The organism is Paenibacillus sp. GL_099_B, assembly GCF_057835695.1.
This window is the reverse complement of the sequence record NZ_CM174430.1, coordinates 3,548,008-3,572,095: the sequence shown is the minus strand read 5'-3', so window position 1 is coordinate 3,572,095 and position 24,088 is coordinate 3,548,008. Positions and strand designations below refer to the sequence as shown.

23 protein-coding genes and 1 pseudogene are annotated in these 24,088 nt (G+C 46.8%); 7 read left to right on the top strand and 17 right to left on the bottom strand.

Features of this window, described 5'->3' with window-relative positions; genetic code table 11:
* Positions 1-7 precede the first annotated feature (7 nt).
* The 4 genes from uxuA (at position 8) to AC3ITG_RS16295 (ending at position 3,294) form a co-directional block, all read left to right on the top strand.
* Complete coding sequence (uxuA, locus tag AC3ITG_RS16310; RefSeq protein ID WP_376034711.1) at positions 8-1,075, top strand: mannonate dehydratase; 1,068 nt, start codon at positions 8-10, stop codon at positions 1,073-1,075.
* Positions 1,072-1,935: an SDR family oxidoreductase gene (locus AC3ITG_RS16305; RefSeq protein WP_413379019.1), complete on the top strand. Its 864-nt coding sequence runs from the start codon at positions 1,072-1,074 to the stop codon at positions 1,933-1,935. The genes uxuA and AC3ITG_RS16305 overlap by 4 nt, the downstream gene beginning before the upstream one ends.
* Positions 1,936-2,110: 175 nt before the next feature.
* The gene (locus AC3ITG_RS16300) at positions 2,111-2,899 is read left to right on the top strand and encodes a DUF421 domain-containing protein (RefSeq protein ID WP_489250651.1); all 789 of its coding nucleotides are present in this window, start codon (positions 2,111-2,113) and stop codon (positions 2,897-2,899) included.
* 23 nt (positions 2,900-2,922) lie between these two features.
* Entirely contained in the window at positions 2,923-3,294 is a 372-nt protein-coding gene (locus tag AC3ITG_RS16295) for a DUF4363 family protein (protein ID WP_413379016.1), read from the top strand.
* Between the two features lie 60 nt (positions 3,295-3,354).
* Here the strand turns inward: AC3ITG_RS16295 and AC3ITG_RS16290 are convergent, their stop codons facing one another.
* From AC3ITG_RS16290 to AC3ITG_RS16260, 7 genes are all read right to left on the bottom strand, one after another.
* Positions 3,355-4,062: a M50 family metallopeptidase gene (locus AC3ITG_RS16290; protein WP_111620815.1), complete on the bottom strand. Its 708-nt coding sequence runs from the start codon at positions 4,060-4,062 to the stop codon at positions 3,355-3,357.
* A gap of 47 nt (positions 4,063-4,109) precedes the next feature.
* On the bottom strand, positions 4,110-4,586 hold the full coding sequence (locus AC3ITG_RS16285) for a hypothetical protein (protein WP_489250650.1): 477 nt from the start codon (positions 4,584-4,586) through the stop codon (positions 4,110-4,112).
* Between the two features lie 201 nt (positions 4,587-4,787).
* Positions 4,788-5,867 carry a metal ABC transporter substrate-binding protein gene (locus tag AC3ITG_RS16280; protein ID WP_489250649.1) on the bottom strand — a complete coding sequence of 360 codons (1,080 nt, stop codon included), beginning with the start codon at positions 5,865-5,867 and terminating at the stop codon, positions 4,788-4,790.
* On the bottom strand, positions 5,854-6,747 hold the full coding sequence (locus AC3ITG_RS16275; protein ID WP_413379010.1) for a metal ABC transporter permease: 894 nt from the start codon (positions 6,745-6,747) through the stop codon (positions 5,854-5,856). The genes AC3ITG_RS16280 and AC3ITG_RS16275 overlap by 14 nt, the downstream gene beginning before the upstream one ends.
* Positions 6,693-7,400: a metal ABC transporter ATP-binding protein gene (locus tag AC3ITG_RS16270; protein WP_413379008.1), complete on the bottom strand. Its 708-nt coding sequence runs from the start codon at positions 7,398-7,400 to the stop codon at positions 6,693-6,695. The genes AC3ITG_RS16275 and AC3ITG_RS16270 overlap by 55 nt, the downstream gene beginning before the upstream one ends.
* A 49-nt stretch (positions 7,401-7,449) precedes the next feature.
* Positions 7,450-7,599 carry a 50S ribosomal protein L33 gene (gene rpmG, locus AC3ITG_RS16265; protein ID WP_024631975.1) on the bottom strand — a complete coding sequence of 50 codons (150 nt, stop codon included), beginning with the start codon at positions 7,597-7,599 and terminating at the stop codon, positions 7,450-7,452.
* A gap of 74 nt (positions 7,600-7,673) precedes the next feature.
* Positions 7,674-8,873: a CobW family GTP-binding protein gene (locus AC3ITG_RS16260; protein ID WP_489250648.1), complete on the bottom strand. Its 1,200-nt coding sequence runs from the start codon at positions 8,871-8,873 to the stop codon at positions 7,674-7,676.
* Between the two features lie 277 nt (positions 8,874-9,150).
* On the opposite strand from AC3ITG_RS16260, the gene AC3ITG_RS16255 reads away from it, so the two are divergent.
* Both AC3ITG_RS16255 and AC3ITG_RS16250 read left to right on the top strand, forming a co-directional pair.
* Positions 9,151-10,185, top strand: a complete 1,035-nt coding sequence (locus AC3ITG_RS16255) for a permease (RefSeq protein WP_489250647.1) — start codon at positions 9,151-9,153, stop codon at positions 10,183-10,185.
* Positions 10,186-10,225: 40 nt separating this feature from the next.
* Positions 10,226-11,209: a TIGR03943 family putative permease subunit gene (locus tag AC3ITG_RS16250; protein WP_489250646.1), complete on the top strand. Its 984-nt coding sequence runs from the start codon at positions 10,226-10,228 to the stop codon at positions 11,207-11,209.
* A gap of 85 nt (positions 11,210-11,294) precedes the next feature.
* On the opposite strand, the gene AC3ITG_RS16245 is transcribed toward AC3ITG_RS16250, so the two are convergent.
* From AC3ITG_RS16245 to deoR, 6 genes and pseudogenes are all read right to left on the bottom strand, one after another.
* A complete protein-coding gene (locus AC3ITG_RS16245; RefSeq protein ID WP_113054643.1) occupies positions 11,295-12,596 on the bottom strand; it encodes a pyrimidine-nucleoside phosphorylase in 1,302 nt (433 codons plus the stop codon).
* Between the two features lie 232 nt (positions 12,597-12,828).
* Complete coding sequence (gene deoD / locus AC3ITG_RS16240) at positions 12,829-13,536, bottom strand: purine-nucleoside phosphorylase (protein ID WP_489250645.1); 708 nt, start codon at positions 13,534-13,536, stop codon at positions 12,829-12,831.
* A 146-nt stretch (positions 13,537-13,682) separates the two neighbouring features.
* Positions 13,683-14,861 carry a phosphopentomutase gene (gene deoB, locus AC3ITG_RS16235; RefSeq protein WP_489250644.1) on the bottom strand — a complete coding sequence of 393 codons (1,179 nt, stop codon included), beginning with the start codon at positions 14,859-14,861 and terminating at the stop codon, positions 13,683-13,685.
* A 30-nt stretch (positions 14,862-14,891) separates the two neighbouring features.
* A complete protein-coding gene (locus AC3ITG_RS16230; protein ID WP_053780590.1) occupies positions 14,892-16,082 on the bottom strand; it encodes a NupC/NupG family nucleoside CNT transporter in 1,191 nt (396 codons plus the stop codon).
* A 272-nt stretch (positions 16,083-16,354) separates the two neighbouring features.
* Positions 16,355-17,029, bottom strand: a complete 675-nt coding sequence (gene deoC, locus AC3ITG_RS16225) for a deoxyribose-phosphate aldolase (RefSeq protein ID WP_413378994.1) — start codon at positions 17,027-17,029, stop codon at positions 16,355-16,357.
* A 229-nt stretch (positions 17,030-17,258) separates the two neighbouring features.
* Positions 17,259-18,196: pseudogene (deoR, locus tag AC3ITG_RS16220) on the bottom strand (DNA-binding transcriptional repressor DeoR).
* A gap of 184 nt (positions 18,197-18,380) precedes the next feature.
* Between deoR and AC3ITG_RS16215 the strand changes: the two are divergent.
* Positions 18,381-19,007 carry an FMN-dependent NADH-azoreductase gene (locus AC3ITG_RS16215; RefSeq protein ID WP_489250643.1) on the top strand — a complete coding sequence of 209 codons (627 nt, stop codon included), beginning with the start codon at positions 18,381-18,383 and terminating at the stop codon, positions 19,005-19,007.
* Between the two features lie 116 nt (positions 19,008-19,123).
* Here the strand turns inward: AC3ITG_RS16215 and AC3ITG_RS16210 are convergent, their stop codons facing one another.
* From AC3ITG_RS16210 to AC3ITG_RS16195, 4 genes are all read right to left on the bottom strand, one after another.
* Complete coding sequence (locus AC3ITG_RS16210; RefSeq protein ID WP_413378990.1) at positions 19,124-19,474, bottom strand: hypothetical protein; 351 nt, start codon at positions 19,472-19,474, stop codon at positions 19,124-19,126.
* Positions 19,475-19,681: 207 nt separating this feature from the next.
* Complete coding sequence (locus AC3ITG_RS16205; protein WP_489250642.1) at positions 19,682-20,344, bottom strand: class II aldolase/adducin family protein; 663 nt, start codon at positions 20,342-20,344, stop codon at positions 19,682-19,684.
* A gap of 53 nt (positions 20,345-20,397) precedes the next feature.
* Entirely contained in the window at positions 20,398-21,900 is a 1,503-nt protein-coding gene (locus AC3ITG_RS16200) for a rhamnulokinase (protein WP_489250641.1), read from the bottom strand.
* A gap of 41 nt (positions 21,901-21,941) precedes the next feature.
* Positions 21,942-23,732, bottom strand: a complete 1,791-nt coding sequence (locus AC3ITG_RS16195; RefSeq protein ID WP_489254382.1) for an L-fucose isomerase — start codon at positions 23,730-23,732, stop codon at positions 21,942-21,944.
* Positions 23,733-24,088: the final 356 nt, after the last annotated feature.

The window sequence follows — 24,088 nt, the reverse complement described above, 5'->3', positions numbered from 1 at the left end:
GAATGTGATGAGAATGGTTTTTCGCTGGTTTGGAGAAGGCAATGATACCGTAACACTTGACCACATCCGGCAGATTCCCGGAGTCGAAGGCATTGTATGGGCGCTGCACGATGTTCCGGCAGGTGAGGAATGGCCCATGGACAAAATTCTGGCAGTCAAAGCTGCTGCAGATAAGGCCGGGTTACATCTGGATGTCGTTGAGAGTGTTAACATTCATGAAGACATCAAGCTCGGTCTGCCTACACGTGATCAATATATTGAGAATTACAAAAAAACGATGGAAAAACTTGCCCAGGTAGGCGTTAAAGTGATCTGTTACAACTTCATGCCTATCTTTGATTGGCTGCGTACCGATTTGCATAAGGAGATGGAAGATGGCTCTACCGCCCTCTTCTACGAGAATAGCAAAATCGCCGATATTGAACCGCTAGAATTGGTTCGACGCATTACTGAAAATTCCGCATTGACGATGCCTGGCTGGGAACCGGAACGATTGCAGTATTTAACAGGTCTGTTCGAAGCCTATAAGGATGTAACAGAGGAAGATATGTGGGAACACGCTCGATATTTCCTGCAGGAGATCATTCCTACTGCTGAACGGTTAGGTATTCGAATGGCCATTCATCCGGATGATCCGCCTTGGCCAATCTTTGGTCTGCCAAAGATTATTACGAGTCAAGACAATGTTCGCAGATATCTGAACCTGTATGATAGCCCTTACAATAGTGTAACGCTGTGCAGCGGCTCTCTTGGAGCCAATCCAAACAATGATATCATCGGCATGATTCACGAGTTCAAGGACCGTATTCCTTTTGCTCATATCCGTAATGTCAAAATCTACGATAATGGTGACTTTATCGAGACCTCTCACCGCAGTCAGGATGGAAATGTTGATATTGCTGGTGTTGTGGAGGCCTATCACGATATTGGATTTGAAGGTTATGCACGACCGGACCATGGACGTCATCTCTGGGGAGAACAATGCAGACCGGGATATGGACTCTATGATCGGGCTTTGGGAATTATGTATCTGTGGGGCGTCTGGGACTCCCTGCAAAGGAGGTCAAAAGCATGAATGACTTTGCCAAAGAAAGATCAAGCCGTCTGGAAGGCAGAACAGCTGTAATTACTGGCGGGGCAGGTGTTCTATGTCGTTCTATGGCTGAGGAGCTCGCGCGTCATGGCGCAAGTGTAGCCATTCTGAACCGTACCGTATCCAAAGGGGAAGAAGTCGTTGCAGCAATCGAGGCTCAAGGCGGAAAAGCGATCGCAGTAGCTTGTGATGTGACCCAGGCCGATAGCGTAATAGCGGCAGCAGCTGTTGTTCAGGAGAAGCTGGGACCCTGCGACATCCTTATTAACGGAGCGGGTGGCAACCATGCCAGCGCCAATACCACAAATGAAATTTTCAGACAGGAAGATTTGGAGCAGCCGGATATCACTACTTTTTTTGATGTAAGTGTCGATGGTTTCCGTCAGGTGATGGATCTGAATTTTGTCGGGTCACTCATCCCTACCCAGATTTTCGCAAGACAAATGATTGAACGCGATGTTCCTACTACCGTTATTAATATTTCGTCCATGAGTGCCCCTTCGCCCATGACCAAAGTTCCTGCGTACAGTGCAGCCAAAGCGGCGATTAACAATTTCACGCAATGGCTTGCAGTACATCTGGCCGAATCGGGAATCCGGGTAAATGCTATTGCACCAGGGTTCTTCCTGACTGAGCAAAATCGTAATCTGCTGCTTAAGCCGGATGGATCGCCGACCGAACGTTCAAGCAAAATCATTGCGCACACGCCAATGCGGCGCTTCGGCAAACCGGAAGATCTCCTGGGCACGCTGATGTGGCTGGCAGATGAACGGCAGTCCGGTTTTGTTACAGGTACGGTTATTCCTGTGGATGGCGGGTTTATGGCTTACTCGGGTGTATGACCTCTATTCTATTTTCCTTTTACATGGATTGACCGAATTAAATATATGTTTTCGAATGATTAACCGAAGCCTGGAGTTCTTATCCAGGTTTCGGTTTTTTGCCGTTCAAGAATAAGATTATCCAGCCTAGGAAAAGCTTGTTATAGCCCACAAATATGCTGGGTGGAAATAAATATTGGCTCCAAGCATTAACGTTTTCAATTTGTATGATGAAGCGAAGGAAGGTGATACATACATGATGGAAGAAACATGGGTTGTTGCTGTGCGATCGATTATCGCCTTTCTGACCCTGATCATCTATACCAGGGTGCTGGGCAAACAACAAATGGGCAACTTGACGTATTTTGATTACATTAACGGCATTACGATCGGTTCCATCGCAGGTACATTTGCGACCGATCTATCTTCCAAGGCGTGGATTCATTTTGTGGCCTTGACCATTTTCACCATTATCACGATTATCTTTCAGTATATTACGCTGAAAAATCGTACCATCTCCAAACTGATGGACTCCGACCCTACACTTGTCATCCAGAACGGTAAAATCCTCGAACAGAACCTGCATAAAATGCGTGTAAAATTCGACGAATTGACCATGATGCTGCGGCAAAAGGATGTCTTTGACATCACTACGTTGGATTATGCCATTCTTGAACCGGACGGCAGTCTCTCTGTTGTGTTGAAACCCGAGAATCAACCGGTAACCGCGAAGGACATGCATATGCATCCTGCCAAGAGCAAGCTGATGACCGAGATTATTATTGATGGCGTGCTGATTAAGCAAAATCTGGAGGAACGAAACAAGGATACGAATTGGCTCAGCGAGCAGCTTAAGAAGCAAAAAGTGACGATACAGGATATTGCTTTTGCCGCCATATTGCCTAACGATAAATTGTATATTGATCTTTTTAAGGATAAGATCACCGAAAAAATCGATATGGGCGATTATGAGGGGCCTTTCTAAATTTACATGAAGGAGGCGATTGAATGAAATCGCGTTTCTGGTTGCTGTATGTGCTTCCGATCTGCCTCATTCTTGTGTTCGTTGCGATAATGGCAAGCGGAGCCCTTCTCAAAAAGCCCTTTGGTGCTGATGATCGCTTGCTTGAATCTGTACAAACATTGCAGAAACAGGTTGAGGGCAAAAAATGGACTGAAGCCAGGTCCCAAATCGATTACGCGATGAAAGCCTGGGACAAGATCGTCAATCGCATCCAGTTCAGTGTGGAGCGTGAGACGATCTACGATATTCTAGGTACCTTGGCAAGGATGAAAGGCGGCGTTGCTGCAGAAGATGATAAGGCGATTATGGAAGAAATTTATTACTTTTATGTGTTATGGGACAATCTTGGAGATTGACCCGAAGACACACAAAAAGGCACTCTCCTTTAATAAAAAAGGAAGTGCCTTCTCTGTTTTCTAAACATTACGCCCTCGTAATCCACGAGATTTTGACGTGCGGGCCGTGCTTTCTTTTCGGAAAAAGAGCGTAAGTGCTCCCTTCGCACACCACAGTGCAAACAGTGCAAATAACGTTCCCCAGAACAGCGCTGGGAGGAATGTCTGCTGAGCCAGATTGGCTGCATCCCCTGCGCGTGACGGCTGTGTCCAAGACATTAGTCCAACGTACATAGCACTAACTACGGACTCTTCCAGTGTGAGAAAAGCCAGTAACAAATAATAGAATTTCGCAATTTTGGCACCAAAGATCATAATCACAACATTCAGCGCACTAAAGCCTGTAAGCCAGAGCATGCCGAATTCTCCCCTTACATAGAAGAGAAGCGACACAAGAGCTACACCCGTCATGATGCCAAGCCCCCACATGTGCCGTCCTTTCCGGTATAGATAGAATAGCAGCCAGGCAAAGAGAGATGCCGTGACATACCCAGCTAAGGAAACCAATATAGATCTGCCGGGTGTCAGCATGGATGAATACGTAACGCCGCTGTGATCAGCGTATAATTCAATGCGCAATACTTTGCCGGATAACAACAGTGTTACCAGTGCATGACCAAATTCGTGAATCATCGTATCCAGATTACGGAACAATGAAGAAAATGGGATAAAGCGGGTTAGTATCGCTGAACCCACCAAGAACAGTATGGTTTTGAGCCATTTATTCAATTCGGTCCTACCTCCCTTGCCTCCGAGTAAAAATACCTATCACTATACTACGTGGCTACAGTGTAATCGTTTCGATCCATGAAATGTGCGGCGCAATATTGCATCCACCAGCAGAAACTCCGGTTATGGCCAATGAAAAAAGAAGACAGATCATAACGACCCGTTCCTGTCTCCAGTGTGGCAAGCAATCTGTTGCGCATCTGCAACAGCGCATAGGTCACAAATCGATCGGCTGCCTCATTTTGTACAAGTGTAACATAGGCATAGAGAGAATGATCTACCGGTTCATCGAGTGGGCTTACACCAGCGCATGAAAACTCAGTACGTACGCCCGCTCTGTGAAGCAAAGTCAAGGTATCCACAAGCTCAGCATCCACTTCAACATCGTTCCAAATCTCCGTTCTCTTCGCTGTCACCGTCTGCTTCTCGCGTTCCGTCCACTGCATTAACTCCAGCTTGCGTCTTCTCCATAGAGGGGCGGGCTGCTGGCTTAACAGCACTTCCTGTTCTTCATTTGAATCCATAAGGCTTTCCTCCCGTTCCCCGCATGATCTCCGTCACCCTGAACAACGCAGAGAGCACATCCCTGTGCTCTCTGCGTTGCAAAAGGCAAAGGAACGGCATTGCCATTCCTCAGCATGTTGTATTATTGTACCTTTTTCGATGACAGGCATCAAATGGGTTTTCTTTTTTCGTAAACTCGGCTTGTTAATGAAGCAAAAGCGCTACTCATTCAGTGCCAGTTTCAGTGCCTCCAAATTCTGCCGCATTACGCCGATGTAATCCATTCCTGCTGCGATCTCCTCTTCCGTCAACCCTTCAATCGGGTTCAACACAGCCGTTTTGGCCCCTACTTCACTGGCGATAGTCTCTGACACTTTGGATGAAACCAACGTTTCGAAGAAAATCGTTTTCACCTGATGCGCCTTGGCAAAATCAATAACGGCTGCCATTTGCGCTGCGGAAGGCTCTTGTTCAGGAGATAGACCGGCAATAGGTACTTGCTGCAAACCATATTCCTGTGCAAGATAGCCGAATGCAGCATGCTGTGTGATGAAATCTTTACGTTTGCTGTCTGCCACAGCCGCCTTGAAATCCTGATCCAGTTCCTCCAGTTTGGCAATATAGGCGTCGGCATTTTGCTTGAATTGCTCCGCATGTTCAGGCGCAGCCTGTGCAAGTCCAGCCTCGATATTCCGTACTTCCTTCACGGCAAGTGCAGGTGACAGCCAAACGTGGGGATCAAGTCCACCGTGATTATGATCATGTGTATGTCCTTCTTCTGCTTCGGCGTCATGATCGTGATCATGCTCCTCTGTTGTGGCTTCATCCGCATGGTCATGCGTGTCCGTTGTATCGGCATGTTCGTGATCATGCTCATCTTCTTCCGACCCTTCAAGCAGATCAATCCCATGGCTCGCTTCCACTTGAATGAGTTTGGCACTGCTCAGACTATCCGTAACTTGATCGATCCAGGATTCCATACCCGCCCCGTTATAGACAAGCACATCCGCTTTCTCGATGCTTGCAATATCTTGTGGTGTTGGTTCCCAATCATGTGGCTCCATACCCGCAGGAACGAGTGTATGGACATTAGCCAGATCACCTGCCACATTTTTGGTGAATTCGTACATCGGATAAAAGCTGACTTCAACGTTCAGTTTGGCCTCTTCGGTCTCGGCTGGTACTGGCGTGTTAGCCGAGCTGGTACTGGAATCGGAAGCGGACTGATTTTGTCCACAACCGGCTACGATAAGTGTAAAACTGAATAATAGCGCAAGAGCTGATTTTTTATTGAATTTCATGTGGTGTATTCTCCCTTGAATGTATGAATAGAGTTGCACGTTGTTGTTTTCTCTCTTTACGATGACGTTTACGGTTATATCGTCCAATCAGCTTTTGTGCTGATATGCCAATCAATAGAAAGACCAACAGGATGAGAGCAATCGTTCCTCCCGGTGGTGTGTTTAGATGGTAAGAGGTTGTTAGTCCGCTAAAGATACCGATTAATCCGGTGACGACGGCAATAAGGATCGCTGCAGCAAAGCTGCGTGACAATCTCAGTGCCAAGGCAGCGGGCAGTACAATTAAAGCAGACACAAGCAATACGCCGACAATCGGCATGGCTGAAGCAACAGTCATTCCTGTCAGAATGGCAAATGCAAATGATAAACCTTTAACCTGAATGCCCCCAATGGAAGCTGTCTCTTCATCAAACGTCAAATTGTACAATGGTCTTCGGAGCACGATGAAAAAAATAAGTCCGATGACGCACACAGCCGTCATAATCCACAACTGAATATCACTAACTGCAACGATGGAACCGAACAGATAAGAGCTGAATGTCTTGGACAGATTGGTTTTCAGACTCATGAGCACCACAGCAAGGGCCAGCCCCGACGTCATAATGATAGCTACAGGCACCTCGCTATATGTCAGGTAATTTCGCCGGAGTTGTTCCACCAGCAATGCACCGATAATCGCAATCGCAAATCCACAGATCACCGGATCCAGGTTCATCACAGAACCCAGGGCAACCCCTGCCAATGAAACATGGGATAACGTATCCGCCATTAGCACCTGCCGTCGCAGCATCAGATAGACTCCTAAAATTGGAGCAATGACTCCAATCAGTCCGCCTGCCCAGAAAGCACGCTGCATGAATTCGTACTCAAACACTGCCATTCCTCACTTTCTTGCCGCTCCAGGGTAATCGTCCGGTCCAACCGGTTGCCCATCTCTTCCAGTCCGTGGGTGACCATAATAATGGTCAGTCCATGGACGTCTGCATAATGGCGCATCAGATCATAGAACCCTTCACGGCTGCGCCGGTCCATACCTGTAGTCGGCTCATCCAGCACGAGTACCTGCGGTTGGCCTGCCAAGGCTCTGGCAATGCAGATTCGCTGCTTTTGTCCACCAGATAGTTCCCCAACCCGGGCGTTGCGGTATTCCCACATGCCGACTTCCCGCAAGCTGCGTTCCACAATGGCTTCCTGCTCGGATGTGAATCTGCGGAACAAGCCGAGTTTGCGGTAACATCCGGATCGCACCAGTTCGATCACCGTACTGGGAAATCCACTGTTGAATGATGCTACCTGTTGGGGTACATATCCGATGTTCAGCTTGCTGCCACGTACGGACTGTGCATTCATATGTACCGTGCCGCTCCAGGGCTGTAACAGCCCCAGCAACAATTTCAGCATGGTTGTTTTGGCCGAACCATTTGGTCCTGTAATGCCCACAAACTCCCCTACATGGATATCCAGCGACAGTTGGTCAATGACCGGCTCTTTACTGTATCCGAATACCACATCACGCATGGAAGATAGAATCATGGTTTTTCCTCTTTTCGTAAATATTACGATGTAAAAATGACAAAAAAATTTATCTTGTTTCCCGATGGATGGTCATCTTCTTCAATCGTGGTGAATACTTCTTCAATTCGATCCGTTCCGGATGGTTACGCTTGTTCTTAGTTGTTGTATAGTTGCGATCTCCGCACTCGGTGCAGGCTAAGGTTACAATGACTCTCATGGATATGGCCTCCTTTGATTTAATTAATCGTAATCATTACTATTTATTGATATTAGCCCATGCTTTTACGTTTGTCAACTCCACGCTGGAAATGGATCTTTCAGTTCTCGCCAATTCATTTGCATCTCTTCTTCTGTAAGGAGCGTCTCATCTAGCGTCCGTTCGATCTCCGCTCGGTCCATGTCAATCCCGATAAACACCAGTTTCGTAACCCGATCGCCCCACTGCTCATCCCAATCCGGAATAGGCGGAAGTGTATCACCAAAATGCATTTGTCGCTCTTCGTCACTCATCGCGCCTACCCACAACCCCGCTGGTCCCAACTGTTTGGATGTTCCCGCATAACTGAACGACACCGCCATATGGTTACGTGTAGCCAGCCACATTAAGCCTTTGGAACGTACAATGCTATCAGGCCATTTCGCAATCCAGCGAAGCAAACGATCCGGATGAAACGGACGTTTCCGGTGGTACACAAATGAGTGAATGCCATATTCCTCTGTCTCGGGCGTGTGTTCTTCCTTCATTAATTCGCGGATCCAACCCGCAGACTGGCTTGCTTTTTCAAAATCAAACCGACCGGTATTCAATATCTCCCTTGGGTCAATCTGTCCATGTGTTGTGCGAATAAGTCGGGCTTCCGGCTGCATTGCGTGCAATGCTTTCTCAAGTTTGAGCAGCTCGTCTTCCGATACCAGATCACACTTGTTCAAAATCAGCACATCACAGAATTCAACCTGATCCGTCAACAGATGAACGATCCCCCGTACATCGTCCTCTCCGGCTTCCTGCCCCCGATCCTTCAACGTTTCTTTGGAATAGAAGTCACGCCAGAACTGAGCAGCATCAACTACCGTTACCATCGTGTCGAGCCGCGTAAATTTCGTCAAATCAATCCCCAGCTCTTCATCAATATACGTAAATGTCTGGGCAACGGGGACTGGCTCTCCAATACCTGTAGATTCAATCAATATATAGTCAAAAGAACCATCCAGTGCAAGCAGCTCCACCTCTTTCAGCAAATCCTCACGCAGCGTGCGGCAGATACAGCCATTGGACATCTCCACCAGCTTCTCATCAATACGTGACAATCCACCACCATCCCGGATCAAACCAGCGTCAATATTAACTTCACTCAGGTCATTCACAATGACAGCAACTCGCATGCCCTCCCTATTGTGAAGCACATGGTTAAGCAATGTCGTTTTGCCTGCGCCCAGATATCCACTTAATACAGTCACCGGAACTCGGGGTTGTACCTGTTGTTCTGTCATTTCAATTACTCCCTTCCATTTATCCTCTTAAAACTAAAAAATCGGAATGCTATGTAGCTTCCACTCGACCGATGGGCTGAAAAATAATCATTACTTAATAGTAATTATTACTATTACCAAAATAAACTATACCTGAACCTCGTTTCTTCTGTCAATATAACAAGTTTTGCTCCAGATATGTAAATCGTAAAAATGTTGATTAATTACTGAGAACGAGTATGATGCGGACGGTACAAGCATATATTTTAGCAAAGTCCCGGTTCTGGAGGTCTATCCCATGAAAATGGCAGCCAATCTTAAGCTCCTGTCATTCCTGATTCCCTGCGCATTTCTTGTTCCCGTATTGATCACGATGGCTCCCAATGTGAAAGAAGCATGGAATAGTGAAGCCTTACAAAATATGAAAACGGTATTCATCAGCATTTTTCTCGAAGCCGCTCCATTTCTGCTCATAGGGGTGCTGTTATCTTCGCTAATGCAATGGTTTGTTTCTGAGGAAATGATTCGCAAACTAACGCCCAAGAACCCCGTCGGAGGCGTGCTGGTGGCGGGTTTACTGGGAATCATTTTCCCGATCTGTGAATGTGGCATGATTCCGGTCGTTCGACGGTTGATGCATAAAGGCATGCCGTCCTATATCGCGGTGACCTTTATTCTTAGTGGCCCTGTTGTAAATCCAATTGTCTTTACCGCGACCCTGCTCGCTTTTCCTTCCCATCCCGAAATTACGATCGCCCGTATGGGACTGGCCTTTGCTGTTGCAGCTGCTATCGGCGGTCTGGTGTATATGTTCGTCCGTCAGAATCCTTTGCGCAAACCGAAGGCTACAGTGACGGAGGTCAAAACACATCCCGGATTTAAAATGGCACAGCCTCATTCCCATTCTGCCGATCATGATCACGTTCACGATAAAAACTGGCGCAGCTTTTTCATCCATGCGGGTGACGAATTTGTAGATATGAGCAAATATTTGGTGATTGGTGCTCTAATAACAGCCTGCATTCAAACCTTTATCAGCCGCAGTGATCTCATTTCTCTGGGTAATGGGCCTGTTGCCTCCTATGTCTTCATGATGGGTTTTGCGTATGTATTGTCTCTCTGTTCGACATCCGATGCGTTCGTAGCCTCAGCCTTCTCTCACACGTTTGCGTTGGGACCGCTGTTATCCTTTCTGGTTCTCGGTCCAATGCTTGATTTCAAAAGCACATTGATGCTGCTTTCCACCTTCCGCACCCGGTTTGTTATTGGCCTGAGCCTGGCCATTATTGCTTTGGTTTTCGCAGGGTCATGGTTGATTAACCTTTTGGTATGAGCATGTATGAATGTATTATCTGATCAAAAGAGGTGATTACATGAACCATCCTGGTTATACAGCGCCCAAAGCTCCGGTTACCAAATCTCATCCTATCCAATGGCATAACCTGATTCGTGCGCTGTGGATCGGCGGGCTCGCTGTATACATCATTCGTTTGAATTCAACGGATTCTCTTCATTATTACTTGGCTCCAACGATGCAGCGATTGCTTCTATGCTGCCCTGTTCCCTTTTTGTTTATTGCCGCCATCATGGCCTGGCACGGACTGTTTGGTACTAGCCAGCTCCATTGTGACTGTGAGCATCCACCTCCTTCAGGATGGGTACGCAGCTCGCTGATGTATGGATTGATTGCCATTCCATTAGTACTTGGTTTTCTTTTGCCGGATCAGGCACTAGGCAGTTCTATGGCCAGTCAAAAAGGTATGTCCCTAACGTATGGACCTCCGGAGATTCGTCGAAAAGAAACCTTACCTGATACAGCAGAACTGGACATTAAAGATCTATCCAAAAAAACTGCAAATGTTGAATCATCTGTGCCTGCCACGAAAGTACAATTTGTTCCCCCGGATGAGTATAGTCGTGAATTTGCTGAACTTGCAGAGAAGTTATATGCGGAATCTGTCATTAAGGTATATCCCGAAATCTTCTCCGAGACATTAGGGTCAATCGACATGTTTCAACGACAATTCGCAGGCAAGGCCATCAGCCTTACCGGATTTGTATATCGAGACAAAAGCATGGAGCATGAATCTCATTTTGCATTAGGAAGATTTCTTGTGATGTGCTGCCCGGCAGACGCTGCACCCTTTGGCGTGATGATTCATGTCCCGAATGCAGACAGCTTTCCTACAGACAGTTGGGTACAAATCGATGGCACCATTGGTTCTGCTCAAGTGAATGGCGAGGACACCATTGAGATTCGGGCGACGAAGGTAACTCCGGTTGATCAGCCATCCACCCCTTACATTTACACCAGTGCAGATTCAGTTGTGACGTATGATAATTTGCATAATAAATAAGAAAAAGCCCCGAAGCTATGGAATGCACAGCTTCGGGGCTTTAAATTCAATTCAGGCATAAGGTTAACCTTGTTTGCCTGATATATTATTCAGTTACGATATCATGCACCAATACCGGAGCATCGGCATGATCTGCAATGGTAATGTTTTCTTTGATCTTCGCGATTACGTCTGCTACGTCTTCACGATTGGCATGGATTGTTACGAGTGATTCGCCAGCTTTAACCTGGTCACCCACTTTTTTGTTGAGCATCAAGCCAACAGCGAGGTCGATCTCGGATTCTTTTGTTGCACGGCCTGCGCCAAGCAGCATTGCAGCAGTACCGATTTCGTCAGCGACGATACCAGCTACATATCCGTCTTTATCTGCTGGTACTTCAACCAGATATTTCGCTTGTGGCAAGCGATCCGGGTGATCTACAACTGAAGCGTCTCCGCCTTGATTTGCCAGGAAGTCTTTGAATTTATCCAGTGCTTTACCGTTCTGGATTACTTCTTTCAATTTCTCCTCAGCATGCTCCAGGGAGTCTGCTTTGCCAGCAAGGAATACCATTTGACGTCCAAGCGCCAGACAGAGTTCTTCCAGATCTTTCGGTCCTTTACCTTGCAGCGTAAGAATGGCTTCTTTTACTTCAAGCGCGTTACCGATAGCGAGACCCAGTGGTTGGGACATATCGGAAATAACAGCCATTGTTTTACGTCCTACATTGTTACCGATGCTTACCATGGCATGTGCCAGTTCTTTTGCATCTTCTGTTGTCTTCATGAATGCACCAGCACCTGTTTTGACATCCAATACAATTGCATCGGCACCTGCTGCAATTTTCTTACTCATGATGGAGCTTGCAATCAGTGGGATGGAGTTAACGGTAGCTGTAACGTCACGCAATGCATAGAGCTTTTTGTCTGCCGGCGTGAGGTTGCCACTTTGACCGATAACGGCAACTTTATGTTCGTTAACGAGGCGTATGAACTCTTCTTTCTCCAACTCGACGTGGAAACCTGCAACAGATTCCAGTTTGTCCGTTGTACCACCAGTGTGACCCAATCCACGTCCGGACATTTTGGCAACTGGAACATCCAGAGCAGCAACAAGCGGTGCCAGTACCAGCGTTGTAGTATCACCAACGCCTCCCGTGGAGTGCTTGTCTACCTTGATACCTTCGATGGCAGACAGATCAATGGTTTCGCCTGAGTTCACCATGGACATCGTCAAATCTGCGCGTTCCTTATCGGTCATATCCTTGAAGAATACAGCCATCGCCCAAGCGCTGACTTGATAATCAGGGATTTCGCCTTGTGTATATCCTTGAACAACAAAGTCAATCTCGGCTGTTGTCAGTTCTTTTCCGTCGCGTTTCTTAGCAATAATGTCTACCATTCTCATGATGATCTCTCCTTCGTTGTGGGTGATTTGTATAGAACACTTTGTTGTTAGTCCGTTACGGCCCCGGATCGTTCTTTCGATCGCTGTTGTCTCCAAATTTCTTTGAATAACCTTTTATAAGGTTGAAATTTGGAGACAAAGGCGAACGCTTCGCTTCTTTAGAATCGATTCCGGGTCCTCCACTACGTGCTTGAAACAAAAGTTTCGATCAAAATCAATTGATAAGTAATTTTTACAGCGTAATTGCTGTTTCCAGTGCTACCACCATCATGTCGTTGAATGTTTTTTGGCGCTCTTCAGCAGTAGTCTCTTCACCTGTCAGTAAGTGGTCACTTACAGTCAGGATAGTCAGTGCGTTTACGCCAAATTTGGCTGCGAGTGTGTACAGTGCAGTTGTTTCCATCTCAACGCCCAGTACGCCGTGCTGCATCAATTTCTCAGTCACGGAACGGTCGTCACGATAGAAGGAATCGGAGCTGAATACGTTACCGACGTGAATTTTCATACCTTTTGCAGTTGCGCGGTCATAGGCTTCTTTCAGCAGGGAGAACGTCGCGATCGGGGAGAAATCATATCCACCAAACACGAGCTTGTTCATGCTGGAATCGGTACATGAAGCTTGAGCAAGGATAACATCACGAACGCGAACGTGTTCTTGCATACCTCCGCAAGTTCCTACACGAATCAGGTTTTTCACACCATATTCGCTGATCAGTTCGTTGGCATAGATGCTGAACGATGGAATCCCCATGCCCGAGCCTTGCACCGAGATACGGTGTCCTTGATATGTACCCGTGAATCCGAGCATTCCGCGAACTTCGTTGTAACAAACGACATCTTCAAGGTACGAATCTGCAATAAATTTTGCACGCAAGGGGTCTCCTGGTAAAAGGATTGTTTCTGCGATATCTCCGGGTTTAGCTCCAATATGTGTACTCATGATTAAATCTCCTCCAGTTATCCATATGATTGAATGAAGGCCAGGGATCGGAGCAGCCGAAGCTGCCCCAGTGGTTATCCTGTCCAACTTTATGTTTCAAGAAAATAACAACTTTCCCCAAGTTCAGTTAAAGATAAGAATGCTGACTATTTCAAATCCTTCAGGAAGCTTGTACCATATTCCGGCAGTTTCACTCCGAAGTTCTCAGCTACTGTTGCTCCAACATCCGCAAACGTACTGCGCAGTTCAAGCTTTTTGCCCCCACTGAAGCGTGGAGAGTACACAAGCAGTGGCACATACTCACGTGTATGGTCCGTCCCGCGGTAGGTTGGGTCATTACCATGGTCAGCTGTGATGAGCAGCAGATCATCGTCTGTCATTTTGCTGAAGATCTCAGGCAGACGAGCATCATACTCTTCAAGTGCTTGAGCGTAACCTTGTGGATCACGACGGTGACCGAACAGGGCATCGAAGTCAACCAGGTTCAGGAAGCTAAGTCCAGTGAACGCCTCATCCATCGTTTCGGACAGTTTGTCCATGCCATCCATGTTGGAGACGGTACGTACAGACTTGGTTACACCTTCGCCATCGTAGATATCTGCGATTTTACCTAAAGCGATCACATCAAATCCACCATCTTTAAGTTCATTCATCACGGTACGGCCAAAAGGTTTCAGTGCGTAGTCATGACGGTTAGCTGTACGCTTGAAGTTACCTACTTCGCCTACAAAAGGACGGGCAATAATACGGCCCAGCATGTAAGGATCGTCGAGAGTAATCTCGCGGCAGAACTCACAGATTTCATACAGTTCTTTCAGTGGAACAACATCCTCATGGGCTGCAATCTGCAGAACCGAATCTGCGGATGTGTATATAATCAGGGCACCTGTTTTCACATGCTCTTCGCCCAATTCATCAATAATTTCCGTGCCGCTGGCCGGTTTGTTCCCGATCACTTTACGGCCTGTTTTTTCCTCAATGCGTTGAATCAACTCATCCGGGAACCCGTCTGCGAATACGCGGAATGGCGTATCAATGTATAGGCCCATCAGTTCCCAGTGACCCGTCATGGTGTCTTTTCCTCTGGATGCTTCCTGCATCTTGGTGTAAAAGGCTTTTGGTGTATCCGCTATAGGGACACCTTCAATTTCCTTAATATTGGACAGTCCAAGACTGGCCATATGCGGCATGTTCAAACCTCCGCGTTCACGTGCAATGTGACCAAAGGTGTCGACGTCGAAATCATCGAATTCCGCTGCATCCGGCGCTTCACCAATTCCCACTGAATCCATAACGATCAGATGTACTCTTTTAAATGTTGACATAACTTAAGCACTCCTTCCAATAATCCGGCTTTACAAGAACAGTCCGGCGATGATCGCAGACAGCACGCTGACAAGCGATGCACCGTAAAGCAGTTTCAGACCGAAGCGGGCCACCACGTTACCTTGTTTCTCATGAAGTCCCTTCACCGCACCGGCAATAATACCGATCGAGGAGAAGTTGGCGAAAGATACGAGGAAGACGGATACGATTCCTGTTGTTCTGGCAGATAATGTAGTTTGTTTGGTCAGATCAAGCATGGCAACGAATTCGTTGGATACCATTTTGGTAGCCATAATACTTCCCGCTTGAATCGCTTCTTTCCACGGAACACCCATAATAAAGGCAAATGGTGCAAACACATAACCAAGCAGTTCCTGGAACGAAATGCCGAGCACTGCACTGAAGATCCCGTTAACAAGTGCGATCAAAGCAACAAAACCGATTAACATCGCTGCTACGACGATGGCGACTTTGAAACCATCCAAAATGTACTCGCCCAACATTTCGAAGAAGGATTGTTTTTCCTCTTCCTGTACTTCCAATATATCTTCTTCCTCGGAAACCTCATAAGGATTCACGATGGAAGCAATGATAAAACCGCCAAACAGGTTCAGCACAAGTGCCGTAACCACGTATTTCGGATCAATCATGGACATATAGGCACCGACAATCGACATCGATACCGTGGACATCGCCGAGGCACACAAGGTGTACAGCCGATGTTTCGGCAGCAACCCAATTTGTTTTTTAACAGAAATGAACACTTCAGATTGCCCCAATACAGCCGAAGCAACCGCGTTATATGATTCCAGTTTACCCATTCCGTTGACTTTGCTTAATACCAGACCAATATATTTTATAACAAAAGGTAAGATTCGGATATACTGCAATATCCCAATGAGCGCTGAGATGACGACGATCGGCATCAATACACTGAGGAAGAATGGCGCGCCCCCACTGTCTGCTCCAACGGTAGTCAAGCCACCGAACACAAATGAGATACCGTCATTCGCATAGCCAAGCAAACTTTCAAATACGGTCGCGAAACCGCCAATCAAAAAGGTACCGATTTCTGTGTTCAACAATGCGTATCCCAATATAACTTGCAAAACAATCATGATAATTAGTGGGCGATATCGGATCTTCTTCTTACCGTTGCTGACCAGATAAGCTAGTCCAAATACAACAAGTATACCAAGAAGGGCAATTAGGAATTTCATTCTATCTCTCCTTTGAAGGTAGTTAAGCCGGATGTTCATTCAGCTCAAAGGTTTCCCATATATGTGATGAATTAACCTTTCAGAAAACGGTTGAAGCGCTTACAATAAATTCGGTTTTTTATGATTCTGTTTTAATTAAAATATAGAAAATTTGGATCAGCTTTAAAACTTGTTCTCCACATCCATTTAGAGATATGAAGAACAAGTTAAACCCTTTTAAAGCATCCAAGCATTCCATCTAGTGGAATTTATCGAGCTAAGTTACTCACAAATTAATAATTAGATGTAGATTGTTCGCCTTGCATGATTTTCACACCAGAACTGGCGCCAATCCGAGTTGCTCCTGCATCGATCATTTTTTGCATATCTTCCAGACTACGCACACCGCCGGAAGCTTTAACACCCACATCTGGGCCTACCGTACGACGCATCAAAGCGATATCTTCTGGTGTTGCTCCACCCGTAGAGAAACCTGTGGACGTTTTGACAAAATCAGTTCCAGCTTTTACTGCTGCCTGACATGCACGTACTTTCTCTTCATCCGTCAACAGACAAGTTTCAATAATGACTTTCACCAAAGCTTTACCCGCTGCTGCTTCAACAACTGCACGGATATCCTGTTCCACAACGTCATCTTTGCCGTCTTTCAGAGCACTAATGTTGATGACCATATCCACCTCAGTAGCACCTTTGGCGATGGCGTCTTTGGTTTCGAACGCTTTGGTCTCGGAAGTGGAAGCTCCCAGAGGGAAACCAATAACGGTACAAATATCTACGCCAGTACCTTGAAGCTGTTCAGCAGCATAAGCAACCCAGCCCGGGTTAACACATACAGAAGCAAATTGATATTGTTTCGCTTCTTCGGTCAATTTGGCCATTTCACTTTGTGTTGCATCTGCACGAAGCAAGGTATGATCTATCATTTTGGCTAATTGTGGTGTAGTCATTTAAATCTCCCCTTATCTGAACTAGTTATTTTCTATATCCCTACCCTAACATGAACATATGTAAAAATCAATATGAACTTTTGTTCATCATTGAAATCTTAACACATTCCATGGTAACTTCATTAAACAAAAGGCTTCCCTCACCGGGATGAAATCGTACAATATAGCTTCTGCCTAAGAAAGCAAAACATCCGCCCATGTCGCGTGGCAGATGTTGTCATCCATTGAATTATAATCGGAGCAAAGCCTGAGCTGTGTATTGGTCTGTTACCAAAATGTTGGCGTAATGGCCTTTGAGCGCAGCATGAATGGCTTCTATTTTACGCTTCCCCCGGCCACGAGAATCGATTTTTCCTTATTTCGCAGCTCGGCCAGATCAATTCCGACGGTTCTGTTGTTAATTTCTTCACTGATCAACCGACCCTCGGCATCAAAAAAACGTGAACAAATGTCACCCGCACCTGAATGCATCAGCAATTGCTGTTCTTCTTCATTAAAGTACCCCAGTCTGAACAAAAGTGCATCTTCCTTCACTGTACCTACAGTAAACATGGCAATATTCGCCTGTCGGCCAAGCTCCACAATCCTGCCAATATGTCGGTCTGCTTCTACCATTTTTTTGACTTCAATATTGTCGAAGATCACGGGCAAAGGCAAATATCGGGGAACCGTATGGAAAGCTTCAGCAAATAAATGAACAATCTCTGCCGCATACGTATTCACATGGGAATGGCTTACGCCTCCCTTAAGTTGAACAACTTCCACGCCCTTGACCTGCTTTGGACGAAGCTGACGGGCTACGGCATTCATCGTTGTCCCCCAGGTTACGCCAATAATGTCCGCATCCTGCACCGTATCCTGTAAGTAATCTGCTGCTCTTTTACTAATATGTTTTAATATTTCTTCATCACTCTTCAACGGGGCAAAACATACAAGCGCAGTATCCAGATTATACTTGGCCTTGAGTTCCCCGGCGATAATGTCGATATCCTCCAGTGGGTCCATAATTTCAATGCGAACGTAACCGCGATCTTTCGCATACTGAAGTAACCGAGATACCGTTGGACGTGACACGCCCAGCCTGACCGCAATATCCTGCTGGCTGTAATCCGACTGATAATACAATTTCGCTGCTTCAATGCTTAATCGTTGCTTCTCCAGATCCATTCCCATATGCGCTCATCTCACTCATTCCTATTATCGTTCGATTCACCTTACACCAATTTATTATACATGATTGAGTACCAGGTCACTATCCAGGTATAAAACGTTATAAACGATGCATACTACATCGGTCGCTTATTAATGTGGGCCCTTTTTGGCAAAAAACATCATAGAGAGGAAGAACCGTATGTCTACATTATTGTATATTACTGCCCATCCTCATGATCATGAAACTTCCTTCAGCATGGCTGCAGGTAAAGCGTTTGTGGATGCATATCGTGAAAGCCATTCCTCGGATGAGGTTATTCATCTGGATTTGTATCGCTCGGATATTCCTCATATTGATGCAGATGTGTTCAGTGGTTGGGGGAAACTTCAATCCGGTAGCGAATTGACTTCTGAAGAACAGGCTAAGGTCCAACGATTGAATGAATTATCCGATCAATTTGCCTCTGCAGACAAATATGTTTTTGTAACACCGATGTGGAACTTCTCCTTTCCTCCAATTATGAAAGCTTATATCGACTCCATCTGTGTAGCTGGTAAAACGTTCCGTTATACGGAACAGGGCCCGGTTGGATTGCTTTCCAACAAAAAAGCACTGCATATTCAGGCCCGTGGTGGCATTTATTCTGAAGGACCTGCGGCCCAAATGGAATCCGGTCATCGTTACCTGAGCATTATTATGTCTTTCCTGGGTGTTCCGAAGCTTGAAGGCATTTTTGTGGAAGGACATAACCAATATAAGGAACGCGCAGATGAGATCAAACAGCAAGCTATAGAAGAGGCACGTACACTCGCTAAACAGTTCTAACCCTTAATTAGAACAAGTACAGCAACAAAGACAAAACCCGCATGCCAACCCATGAAATATTAATTCCATTAGGGCGGCACGCGGGTTTTTATTTTTTTATAATAAACGATAGAGCTTTATTGATGTCCAGCGCTGGCACGGCTCATGGTTTCAAGTTTGCGAGTAATGGCATGGCGGTCCACTTTCAGTCCCCAAATGGCTTCAATAATCTGTTCTTTCTCTTCAGAACCATCGGCATTTTTCAGTTGCATTAACAGATCATGCATCTGTTCGTTAATACCTTCAAATTGAGTCCAAAGATCTTGTCTGACCTCGGTTGAATCCAGATGATGATTAGCATCCACTTCTTCTTTCAATGCTTGCAGAATGGCCTCTTTCCACTCCTCATCACCTAGCTGTTTCGCTATGTTCAGGAGATCCAGATAATCGTCAACAAGAAGTGAGTTCAATTCAGAATGTGTTTTCATCGTTTATTGCATCCCCTTTGCATCTATTTACCCAGTATTATACTCGGTATTTCGGGATATGCAATACTTGTCGAAAAAAGTTAGTTATTGTATTAGGGACTATTGGATGATTATGGGTCAAAATGAGTGCTTTTATATAAGCAATTAATACAAAATATAGCCGAATGTGCCCGAGGTATACATCAAATGTAACCCGGATGGGAGCGCCTATGACTTAAGTTGTTGCAGTAGCTGTACGCGGTAAGCTTCACTTTCAAGAGATTGGATCTCCTTGTATTCTTCCGCAGTAAGCACTTTAGGCTCCCCTGCTGCCTTGGCGATCATGTACACCTTGGCGCTTTCCTCCACCACCTGGGTGCGGTAGTAGGCTTCGCGCAAGTTTTTACCTGTCGTGACCAATCCGTGGTTAACCAGAATGAGCGCTGTGTGCTCTTCAACCTTGGCAGCCACCGCATCAGCAAGAAGTTTGGTCGTGGGCAGAACATAAGGGACAAAGCCAATATCGCCCACCAGTGCTGACTGATCAGGGAACAAATGAGGCAATTCATCGAAAACGAGACTCAGGGCGATGGTGTATGCCGGATGTGTATGCACAATGGCTTGAATATCAGGATTGACCCGATAGCTATACAGATGCATCAACACCTCGGAGGAAGGGCGTGTTGATCCGGCACGTGTCTCTCCTGTCGCAATATCAATCGCGATCCATTCGTCAGGTTCCAGATCCTCTAGCGCGTAACCACTCGGCGAAAGAAGCATCGTTCCTTCGGAACGGGCGCTAAGATTCCCCCCAGGTCCAACCACCAGTCCCTGAGCAACCGCTCTGCGGGCATATTTGGTCAATTCTTCCCTTACCTGATGTTCAGACATGTTCTGCTCCACTCCTTTGACTTTTCTTTTTAAGCATTTTACAAAATGCCCATCTAATTAGATCTACTCGCCAATGTTTGATTTAGGTTTTGGTATCTTACGTAGGCTTCCTGCCACCTTGCGGTGTCTTCTGGCTCATAGGTTTCGGGAGAAAAGGAAGAAGCCATAACTTCTCGCACCTCGGACAAGCTGCGCACTTCACCATGTGCCAGGAATTGCAGCATGCAATTTCCGGCTGAAGTTGCCTCTGCAGGACCCGCTATCACCGGAATACCTGCTGCATTAGCCGTAAATTGGCACAATAAGCGATTATGCACACCGCCACCGACCATATGAATCACCCGTGGCCGAGTGCCTGTAATTAGCTCCAGTTCATCCAGAGTCTGTCTGAACTCCAGTGCTAAACTTTCGAGTATACAACGCGCAATGGCTCCAATCGTTTCGGGTATTGCTTGCCCGCTGGCACTGCACTGTTGCCGAATTCGCTCTGGCATGTCGCCTGGTGCCAAATACACCTTATCTCCGGGTGATACATAAAATTGATGAGCGGTTGCCGAAGCAGCGAGCTGGACCAGTTCCTCATGGGTAAAACGTTGATTCTCCCGTTCCCACTGCCGTTTGCACTCCTGCAATAACCACAGGCCTGATCGATTCTTCAAGGTTCGTACTTTGCCATTTACCGTGCCCTCATTGGTGAACCCTAGTTGACGACTACGATTATCCAATACAGGACTGTCGCGTTCCACGCCCATGAGTGACCAGGTGCCACAGCTAATAAAGGCAAATTCCGAATCTGTCGCAGGAATGGCTGCCAATGCAGATGCTGTATCATGTGAACCTACAGATATCACTTGCATCGGTCCAGTCTTCAACTCTGAATGCAGCTCATCCGTTAACTGCCCAAGCACCGTTCCTGGCTGTACGAGAGGTGGGAATAGCGACTCCGGAATACCCAGCCGGCCGATCAACTGTTCATTCCAACGGGCCTCTCCGGCATGCAATAGTCCGCTTGTACTGGCAATTGTGTACTCGCTTGCCTGTTGACCAGATAGATAATAGTTAAATAAATCCGGCATCAATAACATGCGCACATCTGGCCGAAGACCTTCCGAGTGCTCTCGCACACTTCCAAGCAGTTGAAATACGGTATTTATTTGTTGTGGCAGGACACCGGACATGGAATATAGCTCTTCTTCATCCACCATGCGCAGGGCTTCTTCCATCCACTTCGCATTACGCGATTCCCGGTAATGGCGGGGGTTGAAGCATAATCTTCCCGCCCCGTCCACCAATCCATAGTCGACTCCCCACGTATCCACAGCAATGGAACGGACCGGTTGGGAGATGCCTTGCATGCCCTTTACAATCCCTTGTTTCAGTTCGTGGAAAAGTCGCAGGAAATCCCAGTACAATCCATCCCCTAGGTGTACAGGATCGTTACTGAATCGATGCACTTCCTCTAACGAAAGCTTGCTCCCGTCAAAAGTCCCACGGACCACCCGGCCGCTTCCGGCGCCGTAATCGGCAGCAAGCACATGTGTTGCTTGAGTTCCCATCTCTCATGCCTCCTTCCCTTCCGCGACAAGCCGTTTGGATGTTAACGATACAACGGTCCAAAGACGCTGCATGCCCGGTAATCGGCACTTTCCGGTTCACTTGTGCCGAACAGTCCCCAGGCACGTGGACGGAAAATCTCAGATTCCGGTACATTATGCATACTGACCGGGATACGAAGCATGGAGGCCAGTGTCAGGAGATCTGCTCCGATATGTCCATAAGAGATGGAACCATGGTTCGCGCCCCATTGATTCATTACTTCATAGACCGAAGTAAAAGCCCCTGAGCCCGTCAGAACAGGTGCAAACCAGGTGGACGGCCAAGTCGGATCTGTCCGCTGATCCAGCGTATCATGCACATCCTCAGGCAGGTCGACGGTGTAACCTTGAGCCACTTGCAGTACCGGACCGAGTCCTTTAACCAAATTGAGACGCGTCATCGTAACAGGCATGCCTCCTTTGGTCAGGAAATCAGCCGAATAGCCGCCGCCCCGGAAATATTCCACGGATGCCGGCCGCCATGAGGTGGCTTTCAGGCAGTCCTGAACCTCTTCGTCTGTAATTTCCCAGAAAGGCTTAAGCACAGGCTCACCCGCTCTTGATTGTTGCCCTGTACCATCCAATGCCGCAGAACCGGAGTTGATCAGATGCAGAATACCGTCCTTGGCGTTTCCTTCCAGCTGATGCCCTGTCACGCGTTTTACCGAATCCGGGCTCCAATAGGTGCGTACATCTGCGAAGATCTGCGCGGTATGTGTAAGTAGGGAACCAAATAACATCGACACACCATTCAGGCTGTCGTTCTCTGTTGCCACCAGATAAGGCGAGCGTTTGCCATTCCAGTCAAAGGAAGAATTCAGGATGGATTCCAGAAAATCTCCGTTTGGTGAATGATCCGTCCATTGTCGTTGTCCCTGAAACCCGGAGACAATCGCGTGGTGGCCCATGGATTCCTCAGTGAATCCCAGCTCCGCAAGCTTCGGATTTCCAGCCATCAGATCACGTACGATCTGCGTCATTTTGACTACCGTTTCCCATTCATACTCTTTGCGTTTGCGATCTGTCTGCAGATGGGCAGCATTGTTATCCGGTCCTTCACTACAGTTCTCCTTCACCCAAGCTAGCGCCAGCTTATACTCCTCAGGATCGTAGATTTCTTCTTCTATACGACGAGTAAGTTCACTCATATCCACATATTCGTTCCGCATGCCCAGATACTCCTGGAAAAAAGAATCGTTCACGATGGAGCCGGCAATGCCCATTGATACCGAGCCGATAGACAGATAAGCACGTCCCTTCAAAGTTGCAGCGGCAAGACCCGCACGGCTGAAGCGCAGCAATTTCTCACGAACGTCATCAGGAATCGTCGTATCTCCTCCATCCTGAACATCCTCGCCATAGATACCAAAGGCCGGAATCCCCTTCTGTGCATGGGCAGAGAGTACTGCTGCCAGATATACTGCGCCCGGACGTTCGGTTCCGTTAAAGCCCCAGATCGCCGTAGGAATGGAAGGAGACATATCCATCGTTTCTGTCCCATAACACCAGCAAGGCGTAACGGTAATGGTCACGCCCACGTTGGAACGACTGAATAGTTCCGCTGCTGCCGCTACCTCGTTCACACCGCCAATACAGGACTCGGCAATGACGCATTCTATCGGCGATCCATCGGGATACCGAAGTTCTGCTGCGAGCAGCTCGGCAACGGACGTCGCCATGCGCATCGTCTGCTCTTCCAATGATTCACGAACACCCTTGCGTCTTCCGTCAATCGTGGGACGAATACCAATCTTGGGAAATGCCTGTTTATAACGATAATCCTGATGTGTCATACTAAAACGTCCTCCTTCAATGGTTTCATAGAATAGGTACGAATTACTTGTGACTGGTCCGTGTGCAGTTTGATGGGGCAAATTAGGGATTCTGTTCCTTCTCTTCACCGATACCCGAGGTAACACACTACCATTGCATGCCAACGGTCAATTCTTTTTCTTATTATGAATGCGTTTACAAATACTTAATTTAATAAACCGCTCTATATTATTGACTCCGTTATGCTGTCCTGTTATGGAATATGAAGGAAGCGATGTGAGCAAAAATGAAGAGCGGTTATACTGAAATAAATCAACTTTTTTACGATTAGGGTTATCGGTAACCCTAAGATATCATGAGCCTATGTTGCTGTCAA